An 11,488-nucleotide genomic window follows, 5' to 3' on the forward strand; every position below is an offset into this window, starting at 1 on the left:
GCGAACCGACGTAGCGATTCTCTCGAGCGGGCTCGAGTAGCGGTTCTACGGAGCGGCCTCGAGTAACGATTCGACTCGGCGTACCGTAATCGGCGGCGACCGATCAGCTCCGAATACGGTCACGAGTGGCCGTGAAACAGTTCTTTACCACTGGTTCGTGAGAGCTACGGCCGCATTATGGGAACTGTTGATGTCGCGATCGGCGTCGACGCGGACTGCGTCGCCGGCTGGCTCGGCTCGTACGGCGGCGAAGACTCGCCCGCGGATCTCTCGCGGGGGCTGGCCGCCGGGAACGAGGGCATCCCGCGGATGCTCGCGCTCTTCGACGAGCAGGACATCGAGACGTCGTGGTACGTCCCCGGCCACACGATCGACACCTTCCGCGACGAGATCGAGGCGGTCGCGGCCGACGGCCACGAACTGGGCGTCCACGGCTACTCTCACGAGAACCCGACCGACCTCTCCCGAGAGCAGGAAGACGAGATCCTCGAGGTCTCGATCGACCTCATCGAGGACGTCACCGGGTCGGAGCCCGTCGGCCACCGCGCCAGCTGGTGGGAGTTCAGCGAGAACACGCCGGAACTCGTCGAGAAGCACGGCTTCCTGTACGACAGCAGCCTGATGGAGCGGATGTTCGAACCGGGCTGGATGCGGAAGGGTGACAGCTGGGAGAAGATCCAGTACGACGAGGAGCCCGAGACGTGGATGGAACCCTATCAGTACGGCGAGGAGACCGACATCGTCGAGATTCCGATCAGCTGGTACCGCGACGACATTCCGCCGATGCTGTTCATCAAGCAGCCGATCTACCACGCCGGCTACAAGGATCCGGAGATGATGTACGAACAGTACTACAAGCGGCAGTTCGACTACCTCTATAATCGCCGCGGCGCGGGCGTCTACACCTTCACGATCCACCCGGACATCCACGGCCTCCCGCACATGATCCCGCTGTTCGAAGAGTTCATCCAGTACGTGAAGAGTCACGAGGACGCACAGTTCACCACCCTCGAGACGATCGCCGAGAAGTACAAGGAGGATCCATCGGTGTACGAAGCCGAGAGCGACTACGTCTGAGAGTCAGCGGGCGAAAACGCCTCCCGAATCGCGTCCTCGTCGTCGAACGCCGTGAGCGCCAGCGCGAGTCGAAGCCTGGCCTGCTGGGCGGTGCGATCGGCGGCGAAGATGGCCCCGTACTCGCGAAGCCGTTCGCCGCCGCCGTCGCCGCCGTAGACCGGCGCGACTCGCCCCTCGAGACAGCGCGACGTGACGACGACGGGGACGCCCGCCTCGATCGCGTCGCGGACGGCGTCGGCGAGTCCCGCCGTGGCATTTCCGAGTCCCGTCCCCTCGAGGACGAGACCGTCCGCGTCGCGCTCGAGGGCGGCGTCGACCAGGTCGCCGGTGACGGCGCTCCCGCTCTTGATCGTGTAGACGGTCGCCGCGAGCGACGTCGCCTCGATCGGTCGCGTCTCGCTGCGGGGCCGGCGGTGGATCGCGACGCCGCTCCGGTCGACGGTCGCGACCGGCCCCGCGTTCCGCGAGCGGAACGCCTCGAGGGCGGACGTGTGCGCCTTCGTCACCGTGCGGGCGCTGTGGACCGTCTCGTTGAACGCGACGAACGTCCCGCCGGCGTCGCGATCGGCGAACGCTTCGGCGGCGCGGACCGCCGTCAGGAGGTTGCTCGGCCCGTCAGAGCTCACCTCGTCCGGTCGGCGCTGGGCGCCCGTCAGGAACACCGGCGTCTCCGGCTGGACGGTGACGTCGAGGTAGTAGGCCGTCTCCTCCATCGTGTCCGTGCCGTGCGTGACGACGACGGCGTCGACCGTCGGATCGGCCTCGAGCTCGCGGACCCGCTCGCCGATCGTCTCGAGCGTCTCGCCGTCGATCTCGAAGCTCGGTACCTGCGCGACCGACTCGACCGAGAGTGACGCGTGTGACTCGAGTTCCGGGACGGCCTCGAGGAGTTCCGCGCCCGTTCGCGTCGGTCGCGCCCCGCCGTCCGCGTCGGTGCTCGCGATGGTACCGCCCGTGCTGAGAAGCGTCACGTTCATGGACCCACGTTTCACGGTGACGGCCGAAAAGGTAGTCCAGACCGGGGTCGCGCACGTGGCCTCGAGTCAATCGTCGACGGACGACGAGCGGGGTCGACCGCGAGCCACTCGTGGCAGGCGGCGAACAGGTTCGGCCGCCTCAGCGTTCGATACGTCCGGTGGATTAGTATAGGGGGAGTCGGTCACTGCAAACGAATACGAGTCCAGGGTCATGACTCCCTCGCCGCGATCACGACCGCGTACGGTGATCTACCTCGCCGAGACCGACGCCGCGGCCCGCGACGGCGCGGCCGCCCTCGAGGGCGTCGACTCGGGCCCACAGCGGCTGGTCCAGCCGCTGACGCCGGACGCGGTCGATCAACTGGACAGTTGGGCGGCCGAGGCCGACTGCGTCGTCTTCGCTGCGACGCCGACGACCGCGGCGGGCGCCACGCTGCTCCAGGCCGTCGGGGCCTGTGGGCCGACGCCGGTGATACTCTTCTCCGAGGCCGCGTACGCGCCGTCGGCCGCGCGGGCGACCGACGGGATCGACGGCTACGTCCGCCGGGATACCGACGACGCCGTCGCTCACCTCGCGGACGAGATCGAGTGGGCGTGCGCCGGCGAGCGCGAGGACGCGCCGACGGCGCTGCCCGCCGCAGATCCGGACGCTGACGCGGCGTCGGACGCCGTCGAGACGGGCGATACCGATGACGCGACCGATACCGGTGACGCGACCGGACGGCCGACCGCCGGGCTCCTCGAGTCGATCGCCGAGGTCACCGGCTGCGAGGAACGCGGTCCCCTCTTCCAGCGGCTGGTCGAGATCGCCGCCGACGTCGCCGGGGTCGAGTACGGCTGGCTGTCGACGGTCCACTTCGGCGAGTTGACGGCGCAGGCGACCACCGAGGCGGTCGCGGCGAACGACCTCGAGCCGATCCCCCGGGAGGGCCCGCTCGACGAGGCGCTGCGGACCGGCGATCCGATCCGAATCGACGATCTCGCGGCCCGCGAGGACCTGACGACGCCCCTCGAGGGCGTAACGTCGCTGTGCTGTGCGCCGGTCGGCGACGTCGGCCTCCTCCTGCTCGCCGCCGAGGACCCGGCGGCGTTCGACGAGCGGGACCGCGACCGCCTCGCCGCGTGCGGACGGTTCGGCGCCGCCGCCCTCGAGCGCCTCGAGACCGCGTCTGGCCTTCGAACCGACCGCGATCGGCTGCGCCGGGAACTGGACCGCGTCGAGGCGAATCGGGAGCGACTGGCCGCCGAGCGCGACGAACTCGAGGCCGAGCGCGACCGCCTCGCCGCGGAACGCGACCGCGCCCGAGCGCTGTTCGCGAACGTCCCGGAACCGGCGGTCCGCTACGAGATCGACGGCGGCCGACCGATCGTCCGGGACGTCAACGACGCCTTTGCCGACGTCTTCGGCACCGATTCGACGGCGATCGTCGGCGAGCCGCTCGACGCGGCGACCGTCCCGCCGGGACTCGAGCACCGACAGGAGAGGCTGATCGAGGCGCTGCGGACCGGGGACCGCCGGCAACTGGGCAGTCGGCGCGAGACCGTCGACGGCGTCCGCGAGTTCCGCCTGACGCTGATCCCCTTCGAGGCGGCCGATTCGGACGGGTCCGACCCGAGTCGCGACGGTGCCGACGGCCCCGAGACGGCCGATGACGGGATTCACAACCCCGAGGGGCTGATCGTCTACAGCGACGTCACCGACGCGAACCGCCGGGAGCGAGCGCTGGCGGCCGCCGAGGCGCGCCTCGAGTCGATCGCCGAGAGCCTCGAGGCGGACGTCCGGACGTCGCTGAACGTCGCCCGGGGCTATCTCGAACTCGCCGAGGAGACCGGCGACGCGGAGCACTTCGCGGAGGTCGAAACGGCCCAGGAACGCCTGCGCGAGCGCGTCGCGGAACTGCTCGCGGTCGCCCGTCGAGACGCGGTGGCCGTCGAGACCGAACCCGTCGCCGTCACTGACGTCGCGCGCCGGGCCTGGGTCGCCGTCGACACCGGCGACGCGCGGCTCGTGACCGGCGAGGACCGCGTCCTCGAGGCCGACAAGGCGCAGGTGCGGGAGCTGTTCGAACACCTGTTGCGGGCGGCAGTCGAGAGCGTCGACGCCGACGGAGACGGGGCCGACGACGAGGACGCCGGGGACGGGACCGCCGAAACCGGCGGCGACGCTCCGATCGTCACCGTCGGGGCGACCGACGACGGGTTCGCCGTGAGCGGCCACCCCGCAGGGACCGACGTCGACCCCACCGGACGGGAAACGACCCCCGTCGACGGCCGGTTGACCGCCGCCGACGGCACCGGGTCCGAGCTCGGCCCCGTCGAACGGATCGCCGACGCCCACGGCTGGGACGTCGGCGTCGCCGAGGGCGAGGGCACCGCGTTCGCGTTCCGTGGGGTCGGTCCAGCCGACGTGAACGGCGACTGACGGAGGCACTCGAGCGCGCCAGCGGCCGTTTTCGGACGGGGGTTTACGAGGACTCGAGTCGAAACGAGGGGCCGAGAGCCGTGGTGAACGGAACGCTGGTCCGGGCGGACGGGTATCCGGCCCCCGAACGGTTCGACGATCCGGCCGTCGCGGAGTACGGGCTCTTCTCGCGGTACGCGGACGCGGCGGCGCTGCTCGAGGCGTCGTCGCTGTCGGTCGACCGCGTCGAGCCGTCGCCGGCCACCCTCGAGGACCTCTGGCTGTGCTGTTCGGAGCGGCGGCTCCGGCGCCTCCTCGGGTCCCCGCCGGCGGACCCGCGAACCGTCTCGAGCGCCGACCCGGAGCTGCGGGCGGAGGCGCTCGCCGTCGGCGGGACGCTCGCGGCGACCGAAGCTTCCTGTTCTCGATGCACGGCTGGAACCTGTTTCCCGGCACCGGCTGGCTCCACGAGACCGGCCGCGGGCACGCGACGGGTAACCACCTCAACGTCCCGCTCCCGGCCGCCACCGGCGGGCGGACGTCCCTCGCCGTCCTCGAGCGACTGCTCCCGCCGTGGCTCCGGCGAGTCGATCCCGATCTCGTCGTCTACGTCGCCGGTGCGGACGTTCACGCGGCCGATCCGACGGGGAACCTCCGGCTCACGGTCGGCGAGATCCACGAGCGCGACCGCCTCGTCGCCGAGCACGTCGGCGCTCGCCCGCTCGTCGCGGTGCTGGGCGGCGGCTACGGGCCCGAGGCGGGGACGATCCACGCCAACACTGCGGCGGCGATTCTCGAGGGTGACGTCGATTCGGACCCGATACGAACGCCGGACGGCTCGGCGATCGAACCTGACGAACGACCGACGCCGGAAACGAAAGGCGACGACGCGCCTCGAGTGGTCGCTCGGCGGTGGCTCGCGGCGCTCGTCGACTACTGCGAGCGTCACTACGACGGGGTGGCCGATCCCGAATAGCGAACGGAGGGAAAACCGAACCGCGGTCAGGCCTCGTCCTCGAGGGCCAGCGACGCCAGCATGGCCTCGAGTTGCAGCCGCTCGTTCGCGCCCTCAGTGATCCGATAGTCCACTTCGCCAAGTCGCTCGAGCAGCCGAACCGTCGCCCGCTCGGGGATGTCGAACTCCCAGGCCGAGCGGTGGAGCTGATCGATGACGTCGCCGCCGGCGAGGCCGCGCTCCATCAGGAGGTCCTCGAGGGCGGCGCGAGCGGCGGTGAAGTCGCCGTCGATGGCGTGCTCGACCATCTCCTCGACCTCCTCCGGGCGGGCGGTGGCGGTGATCGCGAAGACGGTCTCCTCGTCGACGGTCTCGCCCATCACGGCGGCCGCCTGGAGGCCGTTGATCGCCTTTCGCATGTCGCCGTCGGACGCGTAGACCAGCGCGTCGACGCCGTCGTCGGTGACCTCGATCCCCTCGTTGTCGGCGATTTCCCGGACTTGGGCCTCGATGGCGTCCTCTGTGAGTTCGGTGAATCGGAAGACCGCACACCGCGATTGAATGGGGTCGATGATCTGGCTCGAGTAGTTACACGAGAGGATGAAGCGCGTGTTGTTCGAGAACTGCTCCATCGTCCGGCGCAGCGCCGACTGGGCGTCGGAGGTCAGCGCGTCGGCCTCGTCCAAGAAGATGATGCGGTGATCGTAGCCGCCGAAGGACGAGCGCGCGAAGTCCTTGATCCGGTCGCGGACGACGTCGATCCCGCGCTGGTCGGAGGCGTTCAGTTCGAGGAAGTTCTCGCGCCAGTCGTCGTCGTAGATTTCGCGGGCGATAGCCTGTGCTGCGGTCGTCTTGCCGGTTCCCGCCGGCCCCGCGAACATGAGGTGGGGGAGGTCGTCCTGCTCGACGTACCGCTTCAGGCGCGGCACGATGTTCTCGTGGCCCTTGATCTCGTCGAGCCGTTCCGGGCGGTACTTCTCGATCCAGACTTCGGTCTTCCCGGGAGTCGGCTCCGCCGCCTCGACGTCGGCCTCGCTCATACCGCTCGAAAGGGACGGCCGGAAGGTGAATCTTGCCTTGTCCGCGTCCGGACGGTCGTCCCGGCGTTACCGTCGTACGGAGCGAATCACGGCGGAAAGACAGTCCGTCGTGCTGACTACTGCGTGTGGGATTTTTCTCAGCGTTCGTCGTACGGTAGTGTATGGGAGATAACATAAACTCGCGGACACTACTCGTCGTCGCTCTCGTGGGAATCGTCGTCGCTGGCACCGTCCCGATGACCGTCGCGGCACAGGCGGATCGAACGGGCGGAACGGTCGTCGTCGAGGAAGGAGAGACGGTCGACAGCCTCGAGGCGTTCGGCGGCACCGTCATCGTCGAAGGCACCGTGACGGGCGACGTCAGCGGCGTGGCCGGCGACGTCCGGATCGAGGGCGACGTCGGCGGCGACCTCGAGGTCGCGGCCGGCAGCGTCACGATCGCGGGGACCGTCGAGGGCGACGTCGAAGCCGCCGGCGGGAGCGTGACGATCACCGAGGCGGGCGTCGTCGGTGGGACGACCTCGATCGGCGCCGGAACGGTCGTCGTCGACGGAACGCTCGAGGGAGACGCGGAGATCGGCGCCGAGACGATCCAACTGGGTGAGGACGCGTCGATCGCGGGCGACCTGCGCTACGGCGGCGACCTCCAAGGGAACACCGACGCGGTCGCCGGCGACATCGAGCAGGACTCGTCGGTCGGCGTCGATCTCGCGCCGACGATCCAGCCGATCGCCTCGTGGCTGTTCGCGGCGTACGCGCTGGCGCTGAACCTCGTGCTCGGAGCCGCGTTGCTCGCCCTGTTCCCCCGGTTCTCTGACGGAGTCGCGGACCGCGTCTCGAGCGCGCCCGGTCGGTCCGGGCTGGCCGGGCTCGGCGTCCTCGTCGGCGTCCCCATCCTGCTCATCGCGCTGGCGATCACGGTGGTCGGAATCCCGTTCTCGATCGTCGGCGCGTTCGCGTTCGTCCTCGTCGTCTGGCTCGGGATCGTCTACGGTCGCTTCGCCGTCGGGGCGTGGCTCCTCTCGCTCGTCGGCGTCGGCAATCGGTGGCTCGCGCTGGTGGTCGGGCTGGTCATCGGCGCGGCCCTCGGACTGATTCCGATCGTCGGCGGCGTGCTGGACCTGCTCGTCCTCCTGCTGGGCATCGGCGCGCTCGCCGTCGGCCTGTACAGCCACTGGCGGACCGCGCGGAAGCGCGACCGAGAACCCCGACACGGGGTCGGCCCCGACGGGCCGACGATCGACTAATGGGACCCCGCGTCAGCGCCGGCCCGCCGGTCCGCGGCCGAGGGCGAGAGCGACGCGCTCAAGTCCGCGCTCCCGCAAGAGCGATCATGCGCGTCACCGTCGATGTCAAGGGCGAGACGACCCACGAGATCGACCTCGAGGCGGTCTCGGCGTCGGGAACGGCCGCGGACGGCGAGACGGTCTCGACCTATCAGGACCTCCTCCGCGAGGTCGATCTCAGCCCTCACGAGGTGAGCGTCCTCGTCGACGGTCGCCCCGTTCCCGAGGATCAGCCCGTCGAGAGCGACCACGTGACGGTGTTGCGGTTGATCAAGGGCGGCTAGCGGTGGTCACGACTGCTCTCCTCGGGACTCGCGGCCGGAACTGATCGGGGGTAGCGTCCGCTCGAGTTCCGAGAGCACTCCGTCTTTCCCACGTCTCTGAGCGAAACGTTGATTTTCGGAAGCGCCTAGCTCTCACGTGGCCAGTGAATGACACTTGGTAACATCGACCGATACGATCCGTCGATGGGCCGACGAATCGGTGGACGAGCCGTGATACTCGGTGCGAGTATGTCCGGTCTCGCCGCCGCGAGGGCGGTTTCCGACGCGTTCGACGAGGTCGCCGTTCTCGAGCGCGATCCGTTACCGGAGGGTCCCGAGACGCGGGCCGGGGCGCCACAGACCGACCACCCACACGTGCTTTTGGAGGCCGGTCGAACGACGCTGGAGGACTTTTTCCCCGGCTTCAGCGAAGACGTCATCCGGAACGGCGGACTCATGGTCGATGCCGCGACGGAGATGAAGTACTACGAGAACGGGGGGTTCTTCGCTGATGGCCCGAATCGGTTGCCGATGCTCTGCGCTAGCAGGGCCTTGTTCGAGCACGTCACTCGCGAACGCGTACGAGACCTGGAGAACGTCGATCTCCGCGACGGGTGTCGGTTCGTGGACTACGTATTCGAGTCGAAAGACGGCGTTAGAGGGGTGCGATACCGCGATGAGGACGGGACCGGAGCGACGCTCTCGGCGGACCTCGTCGTCGACGCGACCGGTCGAACCAGCCGAACGCCCGCCTGGCTCGAGGAGCACGGATTCCGAGCGCCGGACGTCGACGAAGTGACCGTCGACGTGACCTACAGCACGATCCGTCTCGATAGACCGACGGGCGAACGAACCGTTCTGTTCGTCCCGCCGTCCCCGCCGCGCACCCGTGGGGTCGCAGCGATCCCGATAGAAGACGATCAGTGGGAGTTCATCCTCCAGGGAATCCACGGGGACACCACACCGACGGACCCCGACGCGTTCCTCGCATTCGCGAACAGTTTCCCGGTCGCCGAGGCGGGACGGCTGCCGGCCGAACGCGAGTGGACCTCCGAGGAGATCCGCCACTATCCGTTTCCGTCGAGCATCAGGCGCCGCTACGACGAGCTCGAGGCGTTCCCCGACGGGCTCGTCGTGACCGGTGACGCGATCGCCAGCTTCAATCCGGTATACGGGCAGGGGATGTCGATCGGCGCGCTGGACGCGCTGATGGTCCACCGAACGCTCGCAGAGAACGGGCTCGACGATCTCGCGCTCGAGTACTTTCCGCGCGCCGCCGACCTGATAGAACAGGCCTGGCGAGTGGCCGTCGGCGCCGATTTCGAATTCCCGCAGACGACTGGCCCCAAACCCCGGGGAACCGACCTCTTCAATAGATACGTGAACCGACTGATCCGGAAGGCCCACGCGGACGACGAACTCACGGACGCGTTCTACCGCGTGTTCAGGCTGGAGCGTTCCGCCACGACGCTGTTGCGTCCCGGCATCGCGTGGCGAGTGCTGCGGCCGTAACCTGTCCCACACCTCCCGATATGCGTTTCCCGTGTCGTGACCGTCCAGCGACGGAAGTGAGGGGAACGTCGCGACCGTCCGAGGCGAAACGAAAACGACGACCGCAGTCGAGAGTCGACGTTCGACGCGTCGGCCACCCTCAATCGTCGTCGGGGGTAGCCGACCCGGTCGGCGCGGTCGAGCGGTCCTCTTCGCGCAAGAAGACCGCCCGACGGCTGCCGAAGACCCAGATCATGACCCCGACGGCGATCAGCGTGATGATCGCGAAGGGACCGCCGGCGATGATCGCGGCCTGTTGTAACGCCGTCGTGCCGCCGGCGACCATCAGCAGCGAGGCCAGCGCGCCCATGAGCGCGCCCCAGATGACGCGGTTGATCGTCGACGGCTTCCGCTTGCCGCCGGTGGTGAGCATCCCCAGCGCCAGCGTCGAGGAGTCCGCCGACGTCACGAAGAACGTCGTCACCAGGACGAGGAAGAGGACGGTGAGCAACTCGCCCGCCGGCAGCGCCTCGAACAGCGGGTAGCCGGCGACGGCCTCGTTGTACCCCCACGCCTCGAGCGTCCCGAGGATGTCGGCCTGGCCGCTCGACTGCAGGAAGATGGACGTCCCGCCCATCGTCGCGAACCAGGGGATCGTGACGGCCGTGGACGCGACGACGCCGGTCGCGGCGACCTGCCGGACGGTCCGTCCCCGGGAAATCCGGGCGATGAAGAGGCCGACGAACGGCGCCCAGGAGAACCACCACGCCCAGTAGAAGACGGTCCAGGCGCCGACGAAGCCGGCGTCGGCGCCCTGCCCACCGGTCTGGCCCGCGCCCATGAAGAAGCTCATCGAGACGAACTCGTTGATGTACGCCCCCAGCGCCTGCGTGCCGACGGTCATGATGTACACCGTCGGCCCGAGGACGAACGCCGCGGCCGTCAGGACGACGAACAGTCCCATGTTGAAGTACGAGATCCGTCGGATCCCGCGCTCGACGCCGAGCGCGACCGAGGCGGTAAAGGCGACGGTCAGTCCCGTGATCACGAGCACCGTCCCCGCGTCGCCAAAGGAGACGCCGCCGGCGTACTCGAGGCCGACGAGGAACTGATTGCCGACCAGCCCGAGCGTCGTCGCGATGCCGCCGATGGTGGCGAACACGGCGAGGACGTCCACGAGCTTCGCCCAGGGGCTGTCGAGGTTGTCGAACCCGATGATGGGCCCGATGATCGTCGAGATGCGCATCGGCGCGTCCCGACGGTAGGCGAAGTAGGCGATCGGAATCGCCACGATCACGTACGCCGACCACGCCGAGAGTCCCCAGTGGAAGAACGTGTACTGGAGCGCGCTGACGGCCGCGGCTGTCGACTCGGCTTCGACCCCCGAGAAGGGCGACGGGGTCGAGTAGTGGAAGATCGCCTCCGCCGGCCCCCAGAAGACGATGCCGGCGGCGATCCCCGCGGAGTACAGCATCGCGAAGTACGCGAGAAAGCTGAACTCGGGGTCCTCGTCCGGCTCGCCCAGCTTGATGTTGCCCCAGGGACCGAAGATGAGGAACAACACGAACGCCACGAGCGCGAACATCGACACGAGATACGCCCAGCCGAAACTCGTCCAGAGGTACTCGTTGGTTCCCTCCATGAGCGCGAGCGTTTGGCTCTCCCGGAAGAGAAACGCCGCGACGACCAGCGCGGCGACGACGAATCCGACCCCGAAGACGATCGGATCGAGTTCGTCGAGGAACGTTCGGACCGCTCCCTCTCCGTCCCGTTCGCGGTCACTCATCGCCGATCACACGCCACCGGCGTCCGATAACTCGCTCGCTCGGTCGATCCCTCTCGAGTTCGCTCACGGGCGAATCGACGAACGCACCCTCGTTCCGCTCCGGCACAGGTGTTGCGCCAATGTGTTCCATGATCTCACGCACCGTGGTGAAGAATAACAAGTACCGCAATCAAGATTGATCTTAATAACCGGCGTCGCTTTTATACCGCCGA

General features: G+C 68.7%; 10 protein-coding genes. 6 read left to right on the forward strand and 4 right to left on the reverse strand.

Translation table 11 applies throughout. The annotated features are described in order from the left end of the window. Positions 1–177 precede the first annotated feature (177 nt). Positions 178–1,077: a polysaccharide deacetylase gene (locus WD430_RS07360; protein ID WP_339105371.1), complete on the forward strand. Its 900-nt coding sequence runs from the start codon at positions 178–180 to the stop codon at positions 1,075–1,077. On the opposite strand, the gene WD430_RS07365 is transcribed toward WD430_RS07360, so the two are convergent. Next, entirely contained in the window at positions 1,068–2,054 is a 987-nt protein-coding gene (locus WD430_RS07365) for an asparaginase (RefSeq protein ID WP_339105372.1), read from the reverse strand. The two genes, WD430_RS07360 and WD430_RS07365, sit on opposite strands and share 10 nt — an antisense overlap. A gap of 211 nt (positions 2,055–2,265) precedes the next feature. On the opposite strand from WD430_RS07365, the gene WD430_RS07370 reads away from it, so the two are divergent. Next, complete coding sequence (locus tag WD430_RS07370; RefSeq protein WP_339105373.1) at positions 2,266–4,476, forward strand: GAF domain-containing protein; 2,211 nt, start codon at positions 2,266–2,268, stop codon at positions 4,474–4,476. Positions 4,477–4,519: 43 nt separating this feature from the next. Here WD430_RS07370 and WD430_RS07375 read toward each other — a convergent pair whose 3' ends face one another. Further along, entirely contained in the window at positions 4,520–4,720 is a 201-nt protein-coding gene (locus tag WD430_RS07375; RefSeq protein ID WP_339105374.1) for a hypothetical protein, read from the reverse strand. An 18-nt stretch (positions 4,721–4,738) separates the two neighbouring features. Between WD430_RS07375 and WD430_RS07380 the strand changes: the two genes are divergently transcribed. Beyond that, positions 4,739–5,431 (forward strand): hypothetical protein, encoded by a 693-nt coding sequence (locus tag WD430_RS07380; protein WP_339105375.1) that lies wholly within the window; start codon positions 4,739–4,741, stop codon positions 5,429–5,431. A gap of 26 nt (positions 5,432–5,457) precedes the next feature. Here WD430_RS07380 and WD430_RS07385 read toward each other — a convergent pair whose 3' ends face one another. Next, positions 5,458–6,450 (reverse strand): replication factor C small subunit, encoded by a 993-nt coding sequence (locus WD430_RS07385; protein WP_339105376.1) that lies wholly within the window; start codon positions 6,448–6,450, stop codon positions 5,458–5,460. A gap of 161 nt (positions 6,451–6,611) precedes the next feature. On the opposite strand from WD430_RS07385, the gene WD430_RS07390 reads away from it, so the two are divergent. The 3 genes from WD430_RS07390 (at position 6,612) to WD430_RS07400 (ending at position 9,511) form a co-directional block, all read left to right on the forward strand. Further along, positions 6,612–7,697, forward strand: a complete 1,086-nt coding sequence (locus WD430_RS07390; protein ID WP_339105377.1) for a polymer-forming cytoskeletal protein — start codon at positions 6,612–6,614, stop codon at positions 7,695–7,697. Between the two features lie 86 nt (positions 7,698–7,783). Then, positions 7,784–8,020 carry a ubiquitin-like small modifier protein SAMP2 gene (gene samp2 / locus WD430_RS07395; protein WP_339105802.1) on the forward strand — a complete coding sequence of 79 codons (237 nt, stop codon included), beginning with the start codon at positions 7,784–7,786 and terminating at the stop codon, positions 8,018–8,020. 228 nt (positions 8,021–8,248) lie between these two features. Next, positions 8,249–9,511 (forward strand): FAD-dependent monooxygenase, encoded by a 1,263-nt coding sequence (locus WD430_RS07400; protein WP_339105378.1) that lies wholly within the window; start codon positions 8,249–8,251, stop codon positions 9,509–9,511. A 139-nt stretch (positions 9,512–9,650) separates the two neighbouring features. On the opposite strand, the gene WD430_RS07405 is transcribed toward WD430_RS07400, so the two are convergent. Continuing rightward, positions 9,651–11,276 carry a BCCT family transporter gene (locus WD430_RS07405; RefSeq protein WP_339105379.1) on the reverse strand — a complete coding sequence of 542 codons (1,626 nt, stop codon included), beginning with the start codon at positions 11,274–11,276 and terminating at the stop codon, positions 9,651–9,653. Positions 11,277–11,488 lie beyond the last annotated feature (212 nt).

Origin of the sequence: Haloterrigena sp. KLK7 (assembly GCF_037914945.1) — an archaeon.
Taxonomy (GTDB): domain Archaea; phylum Halobacteriota; class Halobacteria; order Halobacteriales; family Natrialbaceae; genus Haloterrigena; species Haloterrigena salinisoli.

Excerpts from the sequence above, each read along its gene's own strand:
- WD430_RS07390 (WP_339105377.1), top strand. The coding sequence starts at position 6,612 with ATGGGAGATAACATAAACTCGCGGACACTACTCGTCGTCGCTCTCGTG.
- samp2 (WP_339105802.1), top strand. The coding sequence starts at position 7,784 with ATGCGCGTCACCGTCGATGTCAAGGGCGAGACGACCCACGAGATCGAC.
- WD430_RS07385 (WP_339105376.1), bottom strand. The coding sequence starts at position 6,450 with ATGAGCGAGGCCGACGTCGAGGCGGCGGAGCCGACTCCCGGGAAGACC.
- WD430_RS07405 (WP_339105379.1), bottom strand. The coding sequence starts at position 11,276 with ATGAGTGACCGCGAACGGGACGGAGAGGGAGCGGTCCGAACGTTCCTC.
- WD430_RS07370 (WP_339105373.1), top strand. The coding sequence starts at position 2,266 with ATGACTCCCTCGCCGCGATCACGACCGCGTACGGTGATCTACCTCGCC.
- WD430_RS07365 (WP_339105372.1), bottom strand. The coding sequence starts at position 2,054 with ATGAACGTGACGCTTCTCAGCACGGGCGGTACCATCGCGAGCACCGAC.
- WD430_RS07400 (WP_339105378.1), top strand. The coding sequence starts at position 8,249 with ATGTCCGGTCTCGCCGCCGCGAGGGCGGTTTCCGACGCGTTCGACGAG.
- WD430_RS07360 (WP_339105371.1), top strand. The coding sequence starts at position 178 with ATGGGAACTGTTGATGTCGCGATCGGCGTCGACGCGGACTGCGTCGCC.